Source organism: Acinetobacter rudis (assembly GCF_000829675.1).
Taxonomy (GTDB): domain Bacteria; phylum Pseudomonadota; class Gammaproteobacteria; order Pseudomonadales; family Moraxellaceae; genus Acinetobacter; species Acinetobacter rudis.
On record NZ_BBRX01000041.1, the window covers coordinates 1 to 24,497 of the forward strand.

At 39.3% G+C, this 24,497-nt stretch carries 22 protein-coding genes; 8 read left to right on the top strand and 14 right to left on the bottom strand.

All coding sequences use genetic code 11. The features are described from left to right. Positions 1 to 122: 122 nt before the first annotated feature. Positions 123 to 227 (bottom strand): ESPR domain-containing protein, encoded by a 105-nt coding sequence (locus Aru01_RS11640; protein ID WP_016655752.1) that lies wholly within the window; start codon positions 225 to 227, stop codon positions 123 to 125. Positions 228 to 1,291: 1,064 nt separating this feature from the next. Between Aru01_RS11640 and Aru01_RS11645 the strand changes: the two genes are divergently transcribed. Then, entirely contained in the window at positions 1,292 to 2,317 is a 1,026-nt protein-coding gene (locus Aru01_RS11645) for an AraC family transcriptional regulator (RefSeq protein WP_016655751.1), read from the top strand. A 20-nt stretch (positions 2,318 to 2,337) separates the two neighbouring features. On the opposite strand, the gene Aru01_RS18670 is transcribed toward Aru01_RS11645, so the two are convergent. The 4 genes from Aru01_RS18670 to Aru01_RS11665 all read right to left on the bottom strand — a co-directional run bounded on the left by Aru01_RS18670 (position 2,338) and on the right by Aru01_RS11665 (position 5,828). Further along, complete coding sequence (locus Aru01_RS18670; RefSeq protein WP_016655750.1) at positions 2,338 to 2,943, bottom strand: hypothetical protein; 606 nt, start codon at positions 2,941 to 2,943, stop codon at positions 2,338 to 2,340. Positions 2,944 to 2,967: 24 nt separating this feature from the next. After that, entirely contained in the window at positions 2,968 to 3,432 is a 465-nt protein-coding gene (locus tag Aru01_RS11655) for a hypothetical protein (RefSeq protein ID WP_016655749.1), read from the bottom strand. Positions 3,433 to 3,527: 95 nt separating this feature from the next. Next, the gene (locus Aru01_RS11660; protein ID WP_016655748.1) at positions 3,528 to 4,157 is read right to left on the bottom strand and encodes a CatB-related O-acetyltransferase; all 630 of its coding nucleotides are present in this window, start codon (positions 4,155 to 4,157) and stop codon (positions 3,528 to 3,530) included. A gap of 192 nt (positions 4,158 to 4,349) precedes the next feature. Continuing rightward, a complete protein-coding gene (locus Aru01_RS11665; protein ID WP_040331164.1) occupies positions 4,350 to 5,828 on the bottom strand; it encodes an MFS transporter in 1,479 nt (492 codons plus the stop codon). Between the two features lie 81 nt (positions 5,829 to 5,909). Here Aru01_RS11665 and Aru01_RS11670 point away from each other — a divergent pair, with 81 nt between their 5' ends. Next, positions 5,910 to 6,470, top strand: coding sequence for a TetR family transcriptional regulator (locus Aru01_RS11670; protein ID WP_016655746.1), 561 nt, complete (start codon positions 5,910 to 5,912; stop codon positions 6,468 to 6,470). A gap of 76 nt (positions 6,471 to 6,546) precedes the next feature. Here the strand turns inward: Aru01_RS11670 and Aru01_RS11675 are convergent, their stop codons facing one another. The 4 genes from Aru01_RS11675 to Aru01_RS11690 all read right to left on the bottom strand — a co-directional run bounded on the left by Aru01_RS11675 (position 6,547) and on the right by Aru01_RS11690 (position 10,493). Next, positions 6,547 to 7,074, bottom strand: coding sequence for a flavin reductase family protein (locus Aru01_RS11675; protein WP_016655745.1), 528 nt, complete (start codon positions 7,072 to 7,074; stop codon positions 6,547 to 6,549). A gap of 17 nt (positions 7,075 to 7,091) precedes the next feature. Continuing rightward, on the bottom strand, positions 7,092 to 8,339 hold the full coding sequence (locus Aru01_RS11680) for a styrene monooxygenase/indole monooxygenase family protein (RefSeq protein WP_016655744.1): 1,248 nt from the start codon (positions 8,337 to 8,339) through the stop codon (positions 7,092 to 7,094). A gap of 107 nt (positions 8,340 to 8,446) precedes the next feature. Continuing rightward, entirely contained in the window at positions 8,447 to 9,232 is a 786-nt protein-coding gene (locus tag Aru01_RS11685) for an SDR family oxidoreductase (RefSeq protein ID WP_016655743.1), read from the bottom strand. 10 nt (positions 9,233 to 9,242) lie between these two features. After that, positions 9,243 to 10,493 (bottom strand): dienelactone hydrolase family protein, encoded by a 1,251-nt coding sequence (locus tag Aru01_RS11690; protein WP_016655742.1) that lies wholly within the window; start codon positions 10,491 to 10,493, stop codon positions 9,243 to 9,245. Between the two features lie 539 nt (positions 10,494 to 11,032). Between Aru01_RS11690 and Aru01_RS11695 the strand changes: the two genes are divergently transcribed. Then, complete coding sequence (locus Aru01_RS11695) at positions 11,033 to 12,376, top strand: MFS transporter (protein ID WP_016655741.1); 1,344 nt, start codon at positions 11,033 to 11,035, stop codon at positions 12,374 to 12,376. 194 nt (positions 12,377 to 12,570) lie between these two features. Here the strand turns inward: Aru01_RS11695 and Aru01_RS11700 are convergent, their stop codons facing one another. From Aru01_RS11700 to lhgD, 3 genes are all read right to left on the bottom strand, one after another. Then, positions 12,571 to 13,554, bottom strand: a complete 984-nt coding sequence (locus Aru01_RS11700; RefSeq protein ID WP_016655740.1) for an AraC family transcriptional regulator — start codon at positions 13,552 to 13,554, stop codon at positions 12,571 to 12,573. A 361-nt stretch (positions 13,555 to 13,915) separates the two neighbouring features. Further along, positions 13,916 to 15,232: an MFS transporter gene (locus tag Aru01_RS11705; RefSeq protein ID WP_016655739.1), complete on the bottom strand. Its 1,317-nt coding sequence runs from the start codon at positions 15,230 to 15,232 to the stop codon at positions 13,916 to 13,918. A gap of 29 nt (positions 15,233 to 15,261) precedes the next feature. Further along, positions 15,262 to 16,467 (bottom strand): L-2-hydroxyglutarate dehydrogenase, encoded by a 1,206-nt coding sequence (lhgD, locus tag Aru01_RS11710; RefSeq protein ID WP_016655738.1) that lies wholly within the window; start codon positions 16,465 to 16,467, stop codon positions 15,262 to 15,264. Between the two features lie 22 nt (positions 16,468 to 16,489). Here lhgD and Aru01_RS11715 point away from each other — a divergent pair, with 22 nt between their 5' ends. Next, complete coding sequence (locus tag Aru01_RS11715; protein ID WP_016655737.1) at positions 16,490 to 17,197, top strand: GntR family transcriptional regulator; 708 nt, start codon at positions 16,490 to 16,492, stop codon at positions 17,195 to 17,197. Between the two features lie 395 nt (positions 17,198 to 17,592). On the opposite strand, the gene Aru01_RS11720 is transcribed toward Aru01_RS11715, so the two are convergent. Next, a complete protein-coding gene (locus tag Aru01_RS11720; protein ID WP_040331103.1) occupies positions 17,593 to 18,963 on the bottom strand; it encodes an MFS transporter in 1,371 nt (456 codons plus the stop codon). A gap of 334 nt (positions 18,964 to 19,297) precedes the next feature. Further along, a complete protein-coding gene (locus tag Aru01_RS11725) occupies positions 19,298 to 20,230 on the bottom strand; it encodes a LysR family transcriptional regulator (protein ID WP_016655735.1) in 933 nt (310 codons plus the stop codon). A 393-nt stretch (positions 20,231 to 20,623) separates the two neighbouring features. Between Aru01_RS11725 and benA the strand changes: the two genes are divergently transcribed. The 4 genes from benA to Aru01_RS11745 all read left to right on the top strand — a co-directional run bounded on the left by benA (position 20,624) and on the right by Aru01_RS11745 (position 24,493). Next, positions 20,624 to 22,006, top strand: a complete 1,383-nt coding sequence (gene benA / locus Aru01_RS11730) for a benzoate 1,2-dioxygenase large subunit (protein ID WP_016655734.1) — start codon at positions 20,624 to 20,626, stop codon at positions 22,004 to 22,006. Beyond that, complete coding sequence (gene benB / locus Aru01_RS11735; RefSeq protein WP_016655733.1) at positions 22,003 to 22,512, top strand: benzoate 1,2-dioxygenase small subunit; 510 nt, start codon at positions 22,003 to 22,005, stop codon at positions 22,510 to 22,512. Before benA ends, benB begins: the two co-directional genes overlap by 4 nt. Positions 22,513 to 22,651: 139 nt before the next feature. Beyond that, positions 22,652 to 23,668, top strand: coding sequence for a benzoate 1,2-dioxygenase electron transfer component BenC (gene benC / locus Aru01_RS11740; RefSeq protein ID WP_016655732.1), 1,017 nt, complete (start codon positions 22,652 to 22,654; stop codon positions 23,666 to 23,668). A 39-nt stretch (positions 23,669 to 23,707) separates the two neighbouring features. Next, on the top strand, positions 23,708 to 24,493 hold the full coding sequence (locus Aru01_RS11745; RefSeq protein WP_016655731.1) for a 1,6-dihydroxycyclohexa-2,4-diene-1-carboxylate dehydrogenase: 786 nt from the start codon (positions 23,708 to 23,710) through the stop codon (positions 24,491 to 24,493). The last annotated feature ends 4 nt before the right edge of the window (positions 24,494 to 24,497 follow it).

Sequence of the window (24,497 nt, forward strand, 5' to 3'; positions counted from 1 at the left end):
CAGTCAATGACCAACGACCATTGTCAGCAGTCTTACGTAAAGTCACACCTACTGCGTTTTCGCCGCCATGATGAGCAGCAGCAGCTGCATATGACCATTTACCTGCAACATATGGAGCTGTTTCAAGCGCCATAGCAGGAACTCTTTCCTTTTAGCTTCGCTAACTCTGAAACTGCCACCCACGCTCCTAACGAAGCATTCCATACAATTCGATATACTTTATTCATAAACAACACACTCTATTTATCTTTTTAAAATAACAATGTGAAATAGATCACAATTTTCAAATTATAGAAGTGTTTAAGAATTAAAATAAATTGAATCAGAATTAAACACACAACCAATTATTATTTTTCTCACACAAAATAAGACAAAAAATCACAATAAAAAATAAAATACCACATCTAAACTATTGAAAATACATAACTCATTAAATTAAAAATAAAAGATAAAATTTTAATATTTTTTCTAATTTAAATTAGTGCAAAGAAATAATACTGAATAAAACTTTATACGTATTTTAAATACAACCCTTCTTAAGAAATTAATTTACGTCTTCATTAGCTCTACAAAACCAAAATATTAACCAATAAAAACAATAAGTTAAATAAATATCACCCATATATTAAACATAATTATATTGATCAATTTAATTAAAAAATAGAAATTAAAATAAATCATGATTAAAATTAAGATGATTTTAAATTAAATAAAAATACATAAAAATAAATAGACCACCCTATACACACAACTACTTTTCCATTCTAATAAATAACAAGAATATCCTTATATATCCCCACACCGCTTAATCAAAAATAATACTGTAATATAAGTAAATTTAATTATTCTATATTTTATTAAGGATCACCTTTAAAATATTTCTTCATGGACATGAATTTATTGACTTTTCTATTAACTCAATAACAATCAATTCAAACAACAAACTTAATCTTCCTGCCCAACTACGGTAGAAGCTCTCTATACATTAAAATGATACTTTTCTGCCCTTTGGTCTTTGGTCTTTGGTCTTTTTTTAATCAAACTCAAATAACAAAAAAACATTTAAATCTTTTTACACAGTAGCGAATGATTAAATTAAGTTATTTTAATTCAATGAGTTAAATTAGATACATCAGCTTAACTTTAAATTGACCATTTTAATTGGATTTGTTATAAATAAAGGTGATCTAAAGGATTTAGGTCAATAAAAATAGAGCGTTACTTCTTAACACTGGCCAGCAAGTTTGCTCATTGTTAAACGCAGAATATCGATGATCAGCAAGGGATAGCCATGAACTCAGCCAACTCCCCAGACCTCTGTGGCCGCCATTTTCAAAACGAAATGGTTTTCCAACCCAGTAATTTGCTCTTTCAATGTCATGACCTCAACGAGACATGCCTACAAGTCGGGCAAATTTTCAAACCACACCGACTTAAAATTATTCAACAAAAATCAGATTTTTTTGCAAGTATGCATATGGTCCGTACTGTGGGTAGCATACAACTCAGTCGCCTTGAATATAGTGAGGATGTTTATATAGATCCTGACGATCTTGAGCAATTTTATTTAATTCAAATCCCTACTAAAGGTTATGCTGAAATTCAGTATGCTACGCATAAATTTATTTCTTATGATCAAGTTGCATCACTACTTTCTCCAGGCCAATCATTACAGATGCGTTGGCATGCAGGTTCACCACAGTTAATTGTTAAAATTGCCAAAGAAGATTTCTTATTTCACTGTCGACAACACCTATCGCATTTTCAACAACACAGCCTAGTCTTTGATCCAAAACTCGATTTTTCTAGACCAAGTGCTGCCTATTTTCTGCAACTTTTAAAAACCCTAATGATGGCTTTAGCCACTGAACAGCATCCGTTACAGCACCCATTGGCTTTTAAACAGTTTGAATCCAGTTTATTTAATGCACTCATTTATGGTCAGGCTAACAATAGCCAAGAGCATTTTCAGCAAGAACATAAGATCATATCGCCTTATTTTATTAAACGTACTGAAGCTTATATACGGGAGAACTTACACGAGCCATTAAATATTGAACTTCTTGCAGCACAAGCTGGAATCAGTGTTCGCACGCTATTTAATGGTTTTAAAAATTATTTAGGCACTACACCTATGGCTTATTTAAAAGAATTACGTTTTGAGCAGGCACATTTAGAGTTGATTAACAATGAGCATTTATCCATTACAGATGTAGCATTTAAATGGGGATTTACCCATTTAGGGCGTTTTTCTCAAGAATATAAACGCCGTTATGGACGTTTACCCTCGACAATACACAAACAAAAGATCGTATAAAATGAGCTCAACTATGCGACTTACTTAATATTCAGTAAGCCCTTACTATAAGCAGCTTCTTTACATGTCGTTTCCAAATCCATATTTAAGTAGGTATATCGATGTAGCAATTTTTTTGGTTTTGCTCCACCTGTCTGCCAGATATTAAAATGGGTCCCTTCACTTGAACTACATTCGCTAATCCGATGTGCCGTTTTTTGCCCAAAAAAATTAATTCCGATGATTTTTCTTTGATGATAAATCGTCTGTTCAAACTTTAATTCAAAACCATAGCCTCGAATTAAATCAGTGCTTTTTCCCTCTACACGGTAAAAATACTTACCCGCCAAACCTTCAGTACCTAACATTTCAATACATTCATTTGATTTTGCCATTGGTAATGCTTCGACAAGGTCATAATGAAAATAATCTTGATATGGATCTAAATAGATGACTGTTACAGCCTGATTAATAGGCTGATCACTCAATAAACAACTGCCATTTTCATCGGATAAATATTGAATATTAGCATTTAATTGATGCTGCAAAGCCTTCTGCTGTTGAGATGTCATTGCAGCAGCCTGCAATGAACTGTTCATCGCCATTAGAAATATAGCCAAACCCAAAGCATATTTTTGTCGTGTCATCTATGATCAGCCTCAGCGAGATAATTATTCTGGAGAATTAGATTGCCAGATTTCTTTGGCTTGGTTGCATTTTTCCATACTTGAATAAATAAAGATTGAATGATCTTTGCTCAATAAGTGTATTGCATCAAAATCTGCACCAAAAGCTTTCTTTTCAACAGCACAGCGGTATTCAGCGATGTTGTAACTTTCAACTTTTTTACATTGTGCATCTTTGGCTGATTCATCAAAACCAACCCACTGATTGACTTTTACTTTATCACACAATATCTCTGGCGCTTGTGCCGACACTACGGGTACTGCTGAACTTGGCAGAACAGCGCTCGCTACAGGACTTGATGTTGTTTTTTCATTTTCCACGACCATTGAGGCTTCTGTGGTTGGGATTGGACTCTGATTTTTTTGTTGTTGCTCTGATTTTTCGCATCCCACTAATGCAATTGAGAAAATGGCCAACAAAGTTGGGCCTAAATTATTTTTAAAGCTCATTACCACGATTCCAAATTGAGAAAAATTATGTATAAAATAGAAAATATAACCAATTATAGTGTAAAAACAATGGATTATTTTACACTATAATTATTTTATCCTTCTAAACCCGCGATAGCTTGCGCCAATTGATCTACATCATTCCCTTGTAAGTGTTCGCGCATTTTTAAGATAAGTTGCTCATCTAATTGATAAATTTGTAAGGCTAACAACTTTTCAATTTTATCTGCTGGGAAACGATACTTAATAATTTTTGCAGGTACCCCTGCAACGATCGCATAGGGTGGTACATCTTGAGTCACCACGGCACCAGTTGCCACCACAGCACCCTCACCTAACTGAACACCCTGCATAATCATGGCCCGACTGCCAATCCAACATCCATCGCCAATCAATGTATCACCAACAGGGACAAAACTTCGTGTATCGAAGGGAAATGCAGCAATCCAATCCGTACGATGTAATTGATTGCCACCCATCATAATCACACATTCGGCACCAAAACAAACAAAATTACCAATATAAAGTTGATCAATAGGTTTAGCAGCTGTTGAAGGCTTATCATGTAAATAACGCACTGCACAACGTTCAAAACCAGCATCCCAGTAAGCACTGTAGTAACTATAGTGACCTTGAATATGGATATTAGGATTTTTTACTGTTTTGGCAATAAATTCAAATTCACACCAATGTTTCACTGGAGATTGAACGGTTGTTTGACTCATAACATTACAACTGACGTAGATATCACATTATAAGCAGATTTTGTACTCATCGAACAAGAGTATTTATTGTAGTAGATATCACTGCTGCCGCTTATCTTGGGAATTTTCCCGTTGCGCTGTACAGTAGCACAACGGGAAGTCGCCTATACTGATCAACATATAGTAAAGCAACAACAGAAAATTTAATTAGCATCAGGCTGTATCTTGGCGCCAAAAAATCTGAATAAAAATAGCCAAAACAAAGAGTATGATGCTAGAAAGCAACAAAACTGTACTATGGGCGGTACTAAATGCATCGAATGCCAACATTCGTAAAGGTTCCCGTACAGTTTCACTCACATTTTCTAAAGAATGTAATGTTTCAAGTAATGCACCTGTCGCAAGTTCAGGATGCTGAGCAAGCATAGTTGTATTTTGGATCAAATGATGCTGATAGACTGCCGCAGCAATTAGACCAAACACAGTTACGCCAAGTCCCGTACCCAACTCATAAGACATACCTTCAATTGCACCTGCAGCAGTGGCTTGTTCTGGTGGTGCTGCAGACAAAATAGCCGATGTCGCAGCCAGAAAAGCAATAATAATACTACTGCCCAATAACACCATAAACACTGAAGCCTGTATGAACTGTTCAGCAAATTGTGTTTGGGATAAACCCAGCATTGCAATCGCACTGAGAAACAATCCCCAAACAGCAACAATTTTATAGCCAAAACGATTGAGTAAGGCGCTACTAAAAATCCCACCCAAACTAATCGTGAGCATAAAAGGTAAAATATATAAGCCAGCGTCTAATGCGCTATAACCTAGGACAAACTGTAACTCTTGAGAAATGAGTAATTCAAAGCCTACTAAGGCAATCATCGCAACGAATGATATAAGAAAACCAAATTTAATTCCTGCATAACCAAATAACTCAAAATTAATTAACTTCTCATTAGACTTTTTCTGAACTTTTACAAAAAACAGGAGTAACAAAGCACCTAATAATAAAATAGCAAAGGCTTGTAAGTCCGTAGCTTTCATTACAGACTTAATCCCATAAATCAAAGACAAAACAGCGACCATTAACAATGCTGCTGCTTTTAAATCTATTTTTTTATTGGCATTCCCTGTTTGCTGAGGCAACAGCCAACCACCTGTCAATAATACAAATATGACCAATGGAATATTAATCAGAAAAATACTTCCCCAAGAGAAATACTCAAGCAATACACCACCCACCAATGGACCTAATGCTGCACCGCCACCACCTGCAACCACCCAGAATCCGAGTGCTTGATTTCGCTGATTCTCATCTTCAAACTCAGTTCTTAATGCGGCTAAAGTTGCAGGAATAATCATTGATGCGCCTAAGGCTAAAATCACTCGCGCAATAATCAGCATAAATGCAGATATTGAAAATGCAGCAAGCAATGAAGCCAAACCAAAAATTGCAGCACCAATCAATAATAAACGCTTATAGCCGATTCGTTCACCAAGAGCTCCCATGGGTAATAGGAATACCGCCATCATTAACGCGTAAATATCAATGACCCACAGCATTTGATTGTTATCCAATGCAAAAACTTCGCTCAAGGTAGGAATTGCAATATGTAAAACTGTTGCATCAATCGCGACTGGTAAATAAATTAAAATACTAATTGCTAGGATGTACCATTTACGAGACATAAAACCACGTGTAAAGTTGAACATGTGTTCATAATATTAAATAAATATGAACGTGTGTTCAATTGTTTTCTGAGAGACCTGATGAGTTATTTAAATAAACCACAACGAGAGCAGCATATACTGCAAGTTGCCAAAACTATTGCTCTAAACGAAGGACTAAATACCCTTACAGTAAGAAAAATTGCAGCAGTTGCTGAGATATCCATAGGTCAGGTACATCATCACTTTAGCTCTATCTCAGAATTAAAAGCACAAGCCTTTTTAGAACTAGCTTATGAAAACATTGCAGAAATTCATCAAATTGAAGATGGTGATGTGGTATCTAATTTAATGCGAATTTTTAGTTTAGAAGACAGTAACATTCCATACATTCGTCTATGGAATAGTGCTGAGAATATGTCTTTAGAAGACCCAATCATGAGAGCTGCATATAAACAGGCATTATTTTACTGGCACAGCGTCGTATGTGACTGGCTCGCTCGATCACAGCACGCAATAAAAAACCCAGATATACAAGGCATGGCTTGGCGGCTAACTGCGGTATGTTATGGCTTTGAAAATCTTTATAACCTCGAATTCCATGACCTCGATTTTTATAATCTACAAATTAAAACTGCGATTAAAGAAATTATTGGTTATTAAGACCATCATTCAAAATAGCACATCCCCCTCAGATTAGCTCTAAAGGGGGATGTGCTATTTTGGTGATAAATACGGTTTAAAGCGCAGGATGTGCTGAAGCAACGCGGTACTGTCCTGCATGAAAAACTAGAGGCTCACCACTACGCTGCTGATAATGTTCGATCTGACCAATAAAAATCAAATGATCCCCTCCCTCATACTGCTGAACATTCCGACAAAGTAACGTTGCAAGCGCATCATCTAACAAAGGAATACCCACTGGACATTGTTGATGTGCAATGCCTGCAAATTTATCTTCAGCACCACGAGAAAAATGTCCAGAAAGCTGATGATGCTCTTGAGCAAGCATATGAATAGCAAAGTATTCAGCTGCACAGAAATCAGTTAAGCTCGGTGCTGTTTTCGCTAAACTCCACAAAATTAAAGGTGGATCTAGTGATAGCGAAGAGAATGAGTTCGCTGTCATCCCAACTTTACGCCCATCTTGCCCACGTGTAGTAATCACCGTGACACCTGTTGCAAACTGACCCAATAAATTACGAATCTCGCGTGGATTCTCTATATCGATTTGGTTTAGCCCCAATTCATTTAGTGTATTTTGCATAGACTCTACTCCTAGGCTCAGGCCACTTGTGCCATAGTGGTATTCGTTTTGCTAGCAATAAACTTTTGCGCTTCTGCTGTATCAAACCACCACGGTGCATACAAACGTGGATCATCAAAGTTGTTGGCTAAAACTGAAGCTATTGCTTGGTTCTGGCTACCCGCACTCAATACTTCAAGCATTGCAGGTTGCGGCGGTGCTAACAGACTGTTGGTCCATGCCACAACGGTTTCAGCATAATCCCAATATTTCTCAAATGTTTGTTGCATCCATTCAGGACTAAATGCTTGATTATCATTGGCTAAAATTGCATCAAAGTAGATTTTACTGCACTTGGCTGCATTGTTTGAGCCTTGACCAGTAATAGGATCATTGACCACTAAAGCATCTGCCATACCAAAAACTTGACGACCAGACGGCAAAGTCAAAATAGGTTTACGTACAGTCGGAGCAAAACGTCCTGCCAACACGCCACCTGCATCAGTTAAGCTAACATTGTGACAACGCTCTGCTTCCCAAGGCATATATGTTTTTAAAATTTCTAAGCTTTTTTCCAAATGCTGCTCAGGTGTTTTTACATCCTGCCAGCAATCCATTGGCCCACCTGGAATGCCTTCAAAGACCATAATGTCACATGGACCATTCACCGTTAATGCTGGAAAACAGAAATATTCACCTACACCAGGAATAATATTAAAATTCACGCGTGAATATGGAGAGAATGGCGTCATCCCCTTTACATAAGTTAGTGCCAATGCACGTTGTGGTTTATCAAATGTACTACGTTCATCATCTCGAATAAATTGTTTAACAACCTCACCTTTACCAGCTGCTAATAGAACCAATTCATAATCTTGGGTCAACTGTTCTAGCTCATCAATGCCTACATCCTGCATCACCAATTTGCCGCCACGACGTTGGAATTCTTCCATCCAATACGGCATTTTTACACGCTGATCAACAGACTGGGCATAGCGTTCTAAACGTGCATTCCATTGAAAAACTTTTCCACCATTTTCAACATCAACTAAATTAAAACCAATCCCTTCTACTGCAGGACATTGTTCTTCCCAAAAATTTAATCCTAAATCACGTTCAGTTTGTAAGGCAGTATGAAACATGCACTGACTTGACATGACTTTGCCATTGCGGATTTCATCAGCAGTACGATTGGTTAAAACAGTCACGTCATAACCTGTTTCTAATAGGCCTAATGCCAGTTGTAAACCTGATTGTCCTGCACCTACGATTGCTATACGACGCATAATATTTCTCCATAAATCTTTAATTCAATTAGTTACAGCAAACGCTTTAATCATTTTCTCCCTTCATGATTAAAACTAATTTTTTGCTGTAACATCCTTTTGAGGCTTTATTCAGCCAAGCGTGGAATTGCGGGTTGGTTTTGTTCTGGTCCCATCACTGCATAACCACCATCAACTGCATAATCTGCACCTGTCACAAAGCTCGCAGCTGATGACAATAGAAATAACACGACATTGGCCACTTCTTCGGGATGGCCCAAACGTCCAAGTAAGTGATAATCAGCGGCAACTTGATCTGCTTTGACCCGGTCATGACCACTTACTTCTGCAATCACACGTGACCATGTCCAACCCGGTGAAACAGAGTTCACACGCACCCCATCTGCTGCAAAGTCCATTGCCATACTTTGAGTTAATTGACGTATTGCTGCTTTAGAAACAGGATATAACCAGCGCCCTGTTTGCGCACATTGCGCTGAAATTGAAGTAAAATTCACCACAGCACCACGTGTTGTTTTTAAGTCTTCATATAAATGTCGTGTCAGCTCAACTGCCGAAAGCACATTAATATCTAAAGCTTTAAGCCAATCCTGTCGTGGTGAAGCAAAGCCATCATCCAAATAACTACATGCTAAGTTCACTACACTGTGTACAGGCCCCATAACTTGATGAATATGTTGAATCGCCTGTTTCAGCGAGTCATCTTGGGTTAGGTCAGTTTGTATAAACATCACAGCATCTGCATACTGCTCTGCAATTTTTTTGCCTGCTGGGTCGATGTCTAAAATCGCGACTTGCATGCCTTCAGCCAACATCGCCTTAACCACAGCCTGACCAATGAGAGTCGCTCCACCGCTAACGACTCCAACTTTTCCCTGTAAATTTAAATCCATGAGCTGCTCCTTAGTCGATTGCTTTGTCTGCACTGCTTGGCCAAGATGGCATCATGCTATTCGAAGGCAAACTTTCATCGAGTAATTTATGCGCAGTCTCTACTCCAGCGACAGGTAGACCTGTTGGATCTAATAAACCAATTTGTACCAATACTGAAGCTTGATCCCAGTAAATATGCTCATGACATAATTTATTGCCACGGAACTGAATCACACCGAGCATTGGAATTTCAACATATTTGCCCGTGGCTTTTACCCCGGGTAATAACCAATCAATTTCGGCATCATGCGTAAAACTCATAATAAATTCATCGACCACTTGGGTTGAACCTACAGTACGAGAGATCGAAGTAATCTTCATATCTTGTGGATTTTGATGAACAAAATGATAACGATAGAAACGTGCCAGCTGGCTATAACCCACGCCACCGGTTAATGTAGGAATGTGATTGACATAAGGCTGTGCAACCATAGTCGCCATTGTTGCGGGTACATCACGTGTATCAAACTCATGGCGGATATGCTCTTCCCAAAGTGCGACTAAGTCGTAACGAGGTCCAATAGTGTCATGAAAAGCCGTGATACTGCGCTCATGTGCAAATCGTGCAGAGGGTTTATGTAGATGCTCACTGCCTGGACGAGCAAAGGCATGATCGACACCTTCGTAGATATAGCACTGCACATTGCCTACTGCCTGCGCTGCCTGTTGAATCTTGCTCTGTAGTTCTGGAGGGGTAAACTGATCCAGTGCTGCAAGATGGATAACTAAACGCCCTTTAACATTTGCTATTTCATCTAATTTTTGATCAATTCCCACGCCATAATACGATACAGCACAAGCCACTTGCGGTAATCGGCACGCAGCCAAATATGCAAGTTTACCACCCATGCAGTATCCGACGACACCAAGACCTGCCTCTGAATCACACTGCTCTAACGCGTTTAAAAAGTCTAAGCAGGCAGCAACATCTTGCACACCAAGGTCTTCGTCGTATTGCTGATATAAAGCAATTGCTTTAGTAAAATCTTCAGGGCTATAACCTAATTCAATATTCGCTTCGGTACGCCAAAACAAATCAGGTACCAATACGGTATAACCTTCTTCTGCTAAGAAATCAGCTTTACTGCGCATTGCAGCATTAATACCAAAAATTTCCTGACACAACACGATGCCTGGCCCTTTACCAGACTCTGGCGTTGCTAAATAGCCAGCAAAGCTATGTCCCTGTGCAGTATTGATTTGAATCATTTGACCCGTCATTGGTTTCACTCCAGATATCCTTATCGCTCTATCTTTACGTTGAAATGAAAACTTGACTGTCCAAATGCTGCATAGGCTATCCAATCACTGCCAAAATATAAGCTTATTTATGCCATCAAAGCTTTGGTGATGTCTTGATATACACCGAATGACTTATGATTTAATCTTTTAAAATTCAATGAATTAAAGCCATTAAATTTCAGATATTCACTATCACTACCGCTGCATCAGTACAATTTTATTGCTATGTTTATCTTTGATTTCTTTATCCAGTTTATCTCTATACACTTCTTCCCATCGAGATGCTCCAAATATTCCAATAGCATTTATGGAAAATCTGGATTAAATCTAGGACTGATTGGATAGTTTTAAAAACCAAAAAAGGATTAAATCCAAGTAGATTGGTGGGTCTTTAACACCACCATTGGGGGAATCTACCTACAGCATACAATGCAATATGCTGCGTATAGGTCAGGATGACATATATTTCCAGTGCATATTTGATCAACAACATCGATCAAATCAGGAAAGGAATCAAAATGAAAAGTATAGATATCAATGACGTTATTAATAGAGATAAACTTTCTCCCCTACAGTGGGTCGTGTTTATCTTAGGCTTTCTGGTATTTTTTAGTGATGGCTTAGATACAGGAATTATTGGCTTTGTTGCACCCGCTTTAATCGACGATTGGGGAATCTCTAAAAAAGAATTGGCACCTGTACTCAGTGCTGCATTGGTCGGAATGTCCATTGGTGCATTACTTTCTGGTCCCTTGGCAGACAAATTTGGTCGTAAAGGCGTTATCGTACTCACCACTCTGGTTTTTTCTAGCTTTACTATACTTTGTGGTTTAGCTGGTTCAACTGAAGAGCTGATGATTTATCGCTTTATTACTGGCCTAGGTTTAGGCGCAGCAATGCCTAATATCAGTACCATTGTTTCTGAATATATGCCTGCTAAACGTAAAGCATTTTTAACTGGCCTTGCTGGTTGTGGATTCATGCTTGGAATTTCAAGTGGTGGCTTATTATCAGCTTATTTACTTGAATCTATGGGTTGGGCTAAAGTCATTATTATTGGTGGCATTCTACCTTTAGTTTTAGTTCTACTCCTGTTGACCAAACTACCCGAATCCGCACAATATCTCATTAAAAACCAGCAACAGGCTAAAGCACAAAAGATTTTAGAAAAGCTACAAGGTCATGCCTTTGAAAATAACGTCAGTCTGGTTTTACCACAGCAAGAAATACATGCAAATCAAAACCCAGTTAAATTAGTGGTTGGAAAATATCTTTCTGGTTCTGCCATGCTTTGGTTATGCTGCTTTATGAGTTTGTTGGTGTTTTACCTTTTAACCAGTTGGATGCCAACTATTTTAAAAACTGCTGGCTTTAGCACCCAACAATTTAGTTTACTCTCAGCAATTTTCCCATTTGGCGGTGTGATTGGCGCAATCGTGATGGGTTGGTATATGGATAAATTCCATCCAACAACGGTAATTAAGTACGCTTATTTATTTGCTTTCATCTTGTTCATCGTTGCAGGTTTTGTCTTTACCAACATTACATTACTCAGTATTACGATTTTCTTTATTGGTGCATTGTTGGTTGGCGCACAATCTTCATTACTACCTCTAGCAGCTTTATACTACCCTGCTGCTTGTCGTGCTGTTGGTGTGTCTTGGATGCATGGTATTGGACGTATTGGTGCAATTTTAGGTGCATTCTTTGGCGCACTTATTTTTACTTTCAACTTAGGATTAGATGCAATTTTCTTTGTACTCGCTATTCCAACCATCATTTCGTTTATTGCTCTAAGCATTAAAGTCATTATGGAAAAGAAACAGCAGGCCAATACAACAGGTCAAACCGTAAGTGAATAACTATTAATACACTGAATATCAAAAAGGGCCTTCAATCAAGGCCCTTTTTATTACGTACCGCATGATTGCACTCAATTTGAAATCAAAAAATGTCAGATTAATTTAACTTATGTTTAAATGATTTCATTAAAAATAAAAATGGATGGCTAAGCCATCCATTTTTAATACTCTATTTGCAATTCAATATTGATGCACTAACTGCGGTTTTTTGTATCACTTGGGCTCTCACCAAATTCAGCACGATATTCTTGTGAGAAACGGCTTAAATGATTAAAGCCCCATTCATAAGCCAGTTGAGATATCGATAAATTACGCTGTCCTTGTTTAGCGGTTAAGGCCTTAAAAATTTGTTGTAAACGATAACGCTTTAAATAACTCATTGGACTGGTCGCAAAATAGTATTGAAATTCCTGATAAAGTTTTGACTTTGATACTCCAGCCACGCGTTGTAAATCTTCTGCACTTATAGACTCACGTGCATGCTGAATCAAATACTGCTGCACATGACGAATATATTCAGGCATCTGCTGTTCTGTTGCCATTTTCAATGCTGAAGAATAGTTATTCTCCTGAGACAATAACAAAGCTTTAATTAAGAAATTTTCATAATCGCCTGATAACATCCCCAATCCATAAAACCCCATATACTGAGATTTTTGTGCTAGAAAACTTTGAATATTTTTCCACCAAGCATCAATCAACTGAGTGGAGTGAATCTGCATTTCTGGATTAAAAATAATCTGGTCTTGTATAGGTTGATTTAATAAATCGGACAGTACTTTATTGAGACTCGATTCAGGAATCACCACATGAATCTTTTTACAATCTTTGTTAATAATCAAATTTTGTTGTTCACGGTTAGAAACAATTAATCCCTGATCTTGGTTAGAACGGTATTGTACGCCGTGCATATTTAATGTCTGCTGACCATAAAGTGGCAAACTAATACTATATGCTTTAAGTTCAGCAATATTGATTGCGACATTTGCCCCATAACTCACCATACCAATGGTCATTTTATTATGTGGTAAACGAATACCATCATAGTGAAAGTCGAGTGTTCCACTATAGCTTTTATCTAAGTAATGCTGACCACAAATACCGGACATGACATTTTCTGCAAAGTCGGCATCACGAGACATGTGATTAACATCTATATGTTGGCTGAGTGAGGTCATTTCCGTATCACCTGGCTGAAGTATTGTTTTCATTGTAAATCGGACTGCTTGATCCAAATTTACCCTGATGCGAGGCTTCATCATTCCTAGATTAAAACGGCATCAGTAAAATACTGATACCCTAGCCTGTATTAAAAAGCAAAGCCTTTCGAATATAAACTATCTATTGAGCATATAAATATACTTTTTTAGTTGGTTTTCACCAAATCATGAATTTTTACATAAAAAAAACCACATCGTAATGTCATCGATGTGGCAAAAAGTGACTCGATTGACCCAGCATATTTAGCCGAAAAATACCTTGGTCAACTGAGCAATCATGAATACACATCCAACATGTGTATTCACTGTATTGTGATCATTAGTTTTTATGTTGGGAGAACTTATAACCTTGATCACAAAGTGCAGCAACAATCACTAAAATTGCAGCAACAAACAAAATAATAGTTACACCAGTAGTTGAATGCGTTGGCGACATAGCAACTAAACTTAAAGCGCCAAGTGGTGCTAAACCACCAGCAAGAGCAGTCCCTAATTCACGACCTGTACCCACACCTGTTGAACGGTTTTCTACTGAGAACTGACGACTTAAGAAAGAACCTTGAGGTGCAAACATCATCGGTGCCAATAGACCCGTACCAATTGCAATCGCTAAATAAATTGCATTGTCATGTGCTTTTTCAAGTAAATACATAAATGGATAAGCAAATAACATGGCAAAGATACCGCCCATGATCAGTACTTTCTTACTACTCCACTTATCACATAACCAACCAAAGACAGGTACGCTGACAATCGCAACTAGACTTGCAATGGTTACTGACAATGAGGTTACATTGGCACTTACACCTTGGAACTGTGTTAAGTACGCCAAAGAGAACGTTTTAAAGATATAACTTAATGCGTTGTAACCTATGGCTAGGAAGAAAACCACCATCAAACCTTTCATGTTGGTTTGCAAGATTTGCTTAAATGGATTGACCTTTTTAACTTCAACTTGGGCATCAACCACAGCCTCTTGATAATCCGGGGTTTCAGGCAAGCTTTTACGCACCCAAAGCCCAATTAATACCAAGACAAAGCTCAAGATAAATGGAATACGCCAACCACCGTTGACTAAGAACTCATCGCCATTTAGGGTCAGGAGATAAATAGTCAGTGATGATAAAAGTAAACCTAAGTTTAACCCCAATGCAGGCCAAGCACCTTGACGTCCACGTTTATCCGCTGAAGCATGCTCATAAGAAGTAATTGCAGCACCCGCTAACTCAGCACCGGCACCTAGTCCCTGAATAATACGGAAGAACACCAATAACACAGGCGCCCAAATACCAATACTATCGTAAGTAGGAATAAGACCAATTGCTGTGGTACATAAGCCCATCAACAAGAAGGTTACAAATAACATTTTCTTACGGCCAAATTTGTCACCAAAATAGCCGAAGAACATTCCGCCAATCGGACGTGCAATAAAACCAATCGCAAAGGTTGCAAAAGCTTGCATTGCTGCATTACTTGGATCGGAAGTATCAAAAAACACTTTGGCAAATACAATAGATGCCATCGTGGCATACAAATAAAAGTCATACCATTCTAGCATCGACCCAACAATGGTAGCCGTTGCGACTTTACGTATACGTTTTTTCTCTTCTACTGCTGTTTCAATCTGTTGACTCATTTTACAATCCCTTAATCAACTCAACGGCTTTACTTGTGGGTCATCACTTCACGAACGATATATTCAGCGATCGCTAATGAAGAGGTAGCACCTGGTGATGGTGCGTTACGAATATGGGTGATATTGCCTTGTTTACGAATAACAAAGTCATCAACTAAAGAACCGTCAGATTCCATCGCCTGTGCACGAATACCGCGTGTCGCAGGTACACAAGAGACATTTTCTAAACTAGGTACATATTTCGCAGCTTCTGCTACGAAATTGGTTTGGCTCATTACAGTGCTCAATTCACGTAATGCAGCCGACATATTTTTTGAAGAAAATTTCCAGAAACCTTTATAGGTTAAGAAATCATAGATATCTGAGAGATTGAATGTTTTACCATCATAGTTTTCACGTCCAAATGAAATAAATGCATTTGGACCAATCGTCATTTGACCATCAATACGCTTAGTAAAATGTACCCCTAAGAATGGATACTTAGGATCAGGTACAGGATAAATCAGACCCTTAACATGACTTTTAAAGTTTTCATCAATCACATAATACTGACCGAAAAATGGCACAATCTTTGGTGTTGCAATATCACCAGAGTTAGCAGCTAAACGGTCTGACTGTAGGCCAGCGCAAGTCACGACATAATCAAAAGTCGTCTCATAATGGTCTTGATCAGCAAAATGAACCGTGATTTTATTGAGTTGTTCAGTCAAATTACTTACTTTACGACCAAATACAATCGTGCCACCTTTGCGCTGAATTTCTTCCGCAATTTTTTCAGCAATTGCGCCATAACTGACAATCGCCGTACGTGGTGAATAAAGTGCACTTACACCAATACAGTTAGGTTCTACTTCAGCGATTTCACCTGCGGTGAGCATGCGTACATCAGGTACTTTATTGGCTAAAGACTTTTTGTAAATTGCATCTAAACGAGGGAGTTCTTCTTTGTCTAGTGCAACAACAACCTTTCCGCATTCGTCATAGGCAACATCATTTTCAAGGCAATATTGTTGAACTAACTCAGCACCACGTCGGCATAAACGTGCTTTTAAGCCACCTGGCTCATAGTACAAGCCAGCATGAACCACACCTGAGTTATGACTAGACTGATGCATAGCAACTTTATTTTCTTTTTCAAAAACAGTTACTTTTGCTTCAGGAAAGTCCAATAAAATTTGGCGCGCAACGGAGAGTCCATTGATTCCCCCTCCGATAATGGCATAATGCTTGTTCAACAATCTTCCCCTGCTAAATGTTATGAAATTGATCCAAAAACCGAAAAGTTTGACTGAAGAAGCCTTTGAAATTCTGCAAGATGCGATTATTAACAATCAGCTAGAATTCAACGTCCTTTATTCAGCCACCGAATTGGGTCAAATGTTAGGTGGGATTTCTCGCACACCAGTCCGCGAAGCGGCACAAATGCTGGAAAAAATCGGCATTGTCAAAATTGAAAAGAACAAAGGCATACGCATTATTCCGACTTCATTAAGTACAATGATCGAGTCTTTTCAGATTCGTTTGATGCTTGAGGTCCCTCTAATTCGTCGAGCAACAGAGATTCGTACCCAACAGGATATCGAACGTCTCAACCAAATCTTTGAAGAGTTCAAGCAAAAATCCATTTCAGGTGATAGCACAGGTACATTGAAAGCAGATCGTGATTATCATTTAGCTTTATTACAGATTGTGGACAATCAAAAAGCCATTGATATCATTAGCAATACCCGTAATCAGGTTCTTATTGCTGGTTCTGCCACCATTCCCCATTCGCGCTCATGTCAAGCAACTTTTGAGGATCACCTTGAGCTACATCAAGCATTCATTGATGGCGATCAACAAAAAGCAGCTGATGCGATGAAATCTCATATCATCAACACTGCAAACCTGTTAATTCATCAAGAATCTGCTAAACGCCTAAACTGGTCAGAAAAGGACGCGATTGATCAACTGAATTGGATATAAATAAATCTAGCATGTTGCATGCAACATGTAAATGCTCATCCTGAGGGATGATTTTGACCCATGAGTTTTGTGTATCCAAAGATTAAGCGTTTCATCGTGTGTTTTTTGGCTGTCGATTTTAAAGTATGAATATGGATAAGTTTGATTAAAGGACTTTTATCTATGAATTTTATGAGAGAAATATCTTTATAAGATTTTGATTATTCATTTATTTTATATTTTAACTATCGATAAGATCTAGGTGATTTATTCAGTCTACTTAAGCACCAAAATCGCCTAGAAAACGGTCATCAAGACAGTGCAAATAATAATTGTAACTGAGCTATATTCTTGGACTAAAGTCTAGCGCCTTAGACGCCCTTCTCCTGTAAAGGAGAAGGTTCGAATGAAGTGGATTACTTACCAGCAAGCGCTACAGATTCAGGCGCATCAACTTTTTGCTCTGCAATACGACCCTCAACTGAAGCTTTTAAATTGACCATGAAGATCGCTAAAGCTGCAATTACACCAGGGATCGCTATCACTAAAAAGTTCATTTGATGAGGCAGTTCAAAAGTGAGTAACGCCCCTGTGAGTACTGGCCCAACAATAGCACCAATACGCCCAATCCCAGATGCCCACCCCATACCTGTAGAACGTACAGTTGCTGGATAGAACTGTGCAACAAATGTATAAAGTAAGATCTGTGAACCAATAGTGGCTGCACCAGCAATCGCAATCAAGGTATATAAAACCGCTTGTGGGCTATTAAATCCAAGCATAATTAAAGCTACAGCACCCACAGCAAACATAATCGTTAGCACTGGTTTTAAGTGGAATTTATCCGCCAATACCCCACCGCCAATTGCACCGACCATTCCGCCAATATTCAATGCAAATAAGAAAATCATACTTGCACCAAGAGAATAGCCTGCTTGAATCATGAGTTTTGGCAACCAACTTCCTAAGGCATATACCATCAGTAAACACATGAAAAATGCGATCCAAAACATAAACGTACTAGAACTACGCCCTTGCTGAAACAATGCACGCAATGGAGCTTGGTCTGCGGTTGTCACTTCAGCCACTGCAAATTGAGTTGAAGCTGTAATCTGCTGTTCTGGGGCAATTTTTTGCACAATTTCAGCAACTTGTTTGGTTTCACCTTTCTTTGTTAAAAACATCAAAGATTCGGGTAAACATTTCCAGATAATTGGTAAAGCCAAGAAAGGAATGATCGCGATATAGAACATGATCTTCCAGCCATAGTCAGCAACTAACCAAGCTCCCAACAAGGCCGAAGTCATACCACCAATCGCATAACCACTAAACATCAAAGCCACTAAAGTGCTACGTATACGCTTGGGAGCATACTCAGTCATGAGTGCAACAACGTTCGGCATAACTCCGCCAATGCCCAGCCCAGCAATAAAACGAAGTACACCAAACTCAACGGGAGATGAGGCAAATGCCCCTAAAAAAGTAAAGCCACTAAATATAGCGACACAAATCATAATGGTTTTTTTACGTCCAATTTTATCGGATAACGTACCAAAACACATTGCACCAAACATCATCCCAAACAATGCAGTACTGGCAAGCAAACCGGCTTGTACTGCAGACAATGACCATTCTTGCATGAGTAATGGCAAGGCCACCCCATAAATCACCAGATCATAGCCATCAAAAATAATAATTAATAAACACCAGATTAAAACATTCCAATGAAATGCTGTGAATTTTGCCTTATCCACGACCGTATTGATGTCCAATTGAGCATTTTCCATCATCTCGCGCCTCCTGCACTTGTATGGTCAAATTTTTCCAAACAATGCAGCAAAAGCTTTTTGATGTCCAAAACCAAATTTAGATAAATCCATACCTAAAAGGTTGGTGTTTTGATTAGTTAATCTTCCCATCATATTCAGAAAGGTTGTTTGAAATACCCTTATTCTGCTGTTGTACTGAGGAACAATAGGGTAAACGAAATTTCGTTTACAGCATCAAGCACATGCCTTAAAAGAAAATCCCTCCTAGGCTCCCTTTTACAAAGGGGTTAGGGGGATTTTCACTCAGGCACGCCGTATCGGGATTTTCTCACTCAATATAAAGAAACTGAATTTAATACGATGGTGCATTTAAAAATTCCACACGTTGATACGGTATACCTTCAAGGTCATACACCTGATACACACAATCAAAAATTGCTCGAATATGCTCTGTATCATCCATGTTACGGGTCACCATAAAAATTGGGCTGACGGCACGATCATCAAGCAAGGGCAAATAATGTAAATGGGGTAATTGAATGGTTTTAGCACTGTCAGGAACAATACAAATACCCTCACCTGCTGCCACCATACCCACAGCTAACTGTACTTCACGTACTTCAACTAGATTTTTAGGATCCAAACCATACTCAGAATATAAGTGTCTAATTTGTGTAGAAAAATTAGGCTTCGCTGTGCTTGGATAGAGAAACTGCTTTTCATGAACAATATCAACCAAGTTAACGCCATGGCTTTGTTTAGCCAAGGGGTGACTCGATTGTACAGCCACCATCATCGGCTCTTCACGTAACAATACGCGTCGAATCGCGGGGTCGGATATACGTAAGCGACCAAAACCAACATCGATGCGCCCAGCTTTTAAAGCTGCAATTTGCTCTGCTGTACTTAATTCAATCCATTCCACCTTCAAATGGGGGTGCTGTAAACGGAATAAGTAAACAATTTTGGACAATAAACCAAACAGTAATGAGCCAACAAAACCCATCCTAAAAGTTTTTTCCTGCATCCCAACACGCTGCGTCATCGACTTAATCTCTTCAGCATTAGACAAAAGTTTAACAGCATGTTGGTAAAAAAATTGCCCCGCTTCCGTGGTTTTTAACGGTCTACTCCCTCGCTCAAGCAGTTGAATCCCCAATTCCGCTTCCAGATTTTGGATCTGTCGGCTCAAAGGTGGCTGCGCAATGTACAATTTCTCTGCGGCTTTGGTGAAACTTTGCTCTTCAACGATGGTGACATAATATCTGAGATGCCTGAGCTCCATGGTGTCCATACCTTTAAAATATAAAAAGATGCAAATTTGATCTTAGACAGTGTTTATTTATTCTTTTAAGGTATCTCACATCAGGTAGAAATTGCAAGATTACTGAGTGGGCAGTTTATTCTCCCCTTTTAAACTTAGTTTCAAGCCATTGCTAAATTTCTATACAGCACAAGGAATGTGTGAAGTATCAAACATCTTGTCGTGCAGCCAATTTGCCAGCATACAGATGTGCTTCGCCATCACGCACAGGATTTAAGCTATAAACCGCTTCCCTTCATTTACTTCGTGCTGTAGTCGATCATCCGTGCATTTCTCCTGAACCTCTTTTAGCACCCAATGTGAATTTGCAGACATTGCGGGACGGAACTCATATTTGCAAGTCGGAGAATGGACATGCCGCGTATACCCGTGATTAATACCAGTCATCTTGATCGTATTGATGAACTTTTGGTTGATGACTTCGAAACTGGTGAGTTCAAACTGCATCGTTCGGTATTTACCGATCAAGCACTGTTTGATCTAGAAATGAAGTATGTGTTTGAAGGCAATTGGGTTTATTTGGCACATGAAAGCCAAATCCCCAATAACAATGATTTCTACACCACGCATATTGGTCGTCAGCCGATTATCATTGCACGTAATCGCCAAGGCGAACTCAATGCAATGATCAATGCATGTTCACACCGTGGTGCACAACTTTGTCGACACAAGCGTGGAAATAAAGCGACCTATACCTGCCCATTCCACGGTTGGACATTTAATAACTCTGGAAAATTACTCAAAGTTAAAGACCCAGTAGAAGCAGGTTACTCAGATTGTTTTAACCAAGAAGGTTCACACGATCTTAAGAAAGTCGCTCGCTTTGCAAACTACAAAGGCTTTTTATTTGGTAGCTTAAATCCAGATGTACCTGAACTCGAAGTGTTTTTAGGTGAAACCACCAAAATTATTGACATGATTGTTGATCAATCTGCTGATGGACTAGAAGTCTTACGTGGTACATCAACGTATACATACGAAGGTAACTGGAAGCTTACCGCTGAAAACGGTGCTGATGGTTATCACGTATCTGCAGTGCACTGGAACTATGCAGCCACTACTCAACAGCGTAAAGAAAAACAGGCAGCTGATAATATTCGTGCGATGAGTGCTGGTGCTTGGGGTAAACAAGGCGGTGGCTCTTACGGTTTTGAGCATGGCCACATGCTGCTTTGGACCCAATGGGCAAACCCAGAAGACCGACCAAACTTTAGTAAACAAGATGAATATACAGAAAAGTTTGGCGCTCCAATGAGTAAATGGATGATTGAACGTTCACGTAACTTATGTCTCTATCCTAACGTTTACTTAATGGATCAGTTTGGTTCTCAAATTCGAGTACTACGTCCAATTTCTGTAGATAAAACTGAAGTCACCATTTACTGTATTGCCCCAGTCAATGAAGCACCGGAAGCACGTACACGCCGTATTCGCCAATACGAAGATTTCTTTAATGCTTCTGGCATGGCTACCCCTGATGATTTAGAAGAATTCCGAGCTTGCCAAGCAGGTTATGCAGGCATCGAACTCGAATGGAATGATATGTGCCGCGGTGCCAAGCATTGGGTACAAGGGCCAGATGACGCAGCCAATGAAATTGATTTAAAACCTATTTTAAGTTGTATCAAAACTGAAGATGAAGGTCTGTATTTAGCCCAGCACCAATACTGGCTCAAAACTATGAAACAGGCGATTCAATCGGAAAAAGAACTTGCAGCACAAGGAGCTGAGGCATGAATGCAGCAATCGACTTAGGCACAATTTCATTACAGCAGATTCAACAATTTTTATATCGCGAAGCACGTTTTCTTGATGATGAACAATGGGATGATTGGTTAACTTGCTATGCACCTACGGCTTCGTTTTGGATGCCTGCATGGGATGATAATGATCAGCTTACAGAAGATCCTCAATCTGAGATTTCATTGATTTATTATCCAGATCGTCAAGGTTTAGAAGACCGAGTGTTCCGTATCAAAACTGAACGTTCTTCAGCAAGTATGCCTGATACACGTACCAGCCATAACATCAACAATATTGAAGTGATTGCGATTGATGGCAGTAAAGTAACGGTACGTTTTAATTGGAACACCTTAAGTTTCCGTTATAAAACTCAATACAGTTACTTTGGTATGTCACGTTATGAAATAGATTTTTCAGGTGATCAACCACAAATACTTAATAAATATGTGGTGCTTAAAAATGACTATATCAATCAAGTCATTGATATCTATCACCTCTAACACTTGAGCAAGCTGCTATTTGCCCTCTCCCTCACTATGGCAATAGCAGCTTGGTTCTTCAACAATTTATCTTCCGTACATACAATCAGCATCGCTGAAAGTCGTGCGTAATAACGAACATTTAAAAGGATATTAGCACGTGTCCAGTCATAATATTGCACTCCAATTTGAAGATGGTGTTACCCGTTTTATCTCAGTCGCTCAAGGCGAAACGCTGTCTGATGCGGCGTATCGCCAAAAAGTAAATATCCCACTTGATTGTCGTGACGGTGCTTGTGGGACATGTCGCGCATTTTGCGAATCTGGCCAATATGATATGCCAGAGGAATTGTATATCGAAGATGCTTTAACACCAGAAGAAGCAGCTGAAGGTTATATCTTAGCGTGTCAATGCCGCCCAACTTCTGATGCAGTATTTCAAATCCAAGCATCTTCTGCTGTATGTAAAACTGAGATTCATCAGTTTAAAGGCCAATTAGCACGTGTTGAAGCAATTTCAGAATCAACCATTTGCTTTGATATTCAACTCGATGAAGGTCAACCCCAAGTGCAGTTCTTGGCTGGTCAATATGTCAATGTTGCCTTACCTAATAGTGCTGAGACCCGTTCCTACTCCTTTAGTTCAAAGCCTGGTGCAGACTTATGTAGTTTTGTTGTGCGTAATGTACCTCAAGGCAAAATGAGCGAATACTTAAGTCAACATGCACAAGTTGGCGATGCGATGAGCTTCACTGGCCCATTCGGTAGCTTCTATTTACGTCCAGTACAACGCCCCGTTTTAATGTTGGCGGGCGGTACAGGTATCGCTCCGTTTTTATCTATGTTACAAGTACTTGAGGAAAAAGGGTCAACTCAACCTGTACGTTTAGTCTTTGGCGTAACCCATGATTTTGATTTGGTTGAAATGGCAAAATTAGATCAATTACAAACTGATCTACCTTGGTTTGAATACCGTACTGTGGTTGCTCATCCAGAGTCTGCTCACCCACGCAAAGGCTATGTGACGGGTCATGTTGACAATGAATGGCTCAATGCGGGTGATGTCGATATTTACCTCTGTGGTCCAGTACCTATGGTTGATGCGGTTCGCAATTGGTTAAATACTGAAGGTATCCAACCTGCGAGCTTCATGTTTGAAAAGTTTTCTGCTAACTAATATAGAGGTGTTTTGCACCTCAGCAAAGGATTGAATTACATGTCACAGCCAAAAAGATTCCAAGATCAAGTCGTGATCGTTACTGGTGCTGCTCAAGGGATTGGTCGCGGTGTTGCCTTGCACGTTGCCGCTGAAGGCGGCAAGGTTGTTTTGGCTGACCGCTCAGACTATCTTTATGAAGTTCAGGCAGAGATTCAAGCAGCAGCGGGTCAAGCGATCAGTGTGCTTGCTGATCTTGAAACTTTTGCAGGTGCGCAAAGTGTTGTGGATGCAGCAATTGAACACTACGGTACAGTCAATACCTTGATCAACAATGTTGGTGGTGCGATTTGGATGAAACCTTTTGATGCTTTTGCTGAAGAAGAAATTATCAAAGAAATCAACCGCTCACTCTTTCCCACCCTGTGGTGCTGCCGCGCAGTGCTCCCTGAAATGTTGAAAAATCAATCAGGCACGATTGTGAATGTTTCATCTATAGCAACACGTGGTATTAACCGAATTCCATATTCGGCTGCCAAAGGTGGCGTCAATGCTTTAACTGCATCACTGGCCTTTGAACATGCCAAAGATGGTATTCGTGTCAATGCTGTTGCAACAGGGGGCACCGAAGCTCCACCACGTAAAGTGCCAAGAAATACGGCTGAACAAACTGAAAATGAACGTGTGTGGATGCAACAAGTCGTTGACCAAACCCTAGATCGTAGTTTGATGGGCCGTTATGGCAGCATTCAAGAACAGGTCAATGCTATTTTATTTCTAGCCTCAAGTGAATCTTCATATATTACTGGAACCGTTGTTCCTGTGGGTGGAGGTGATCAGGGCTAATCAC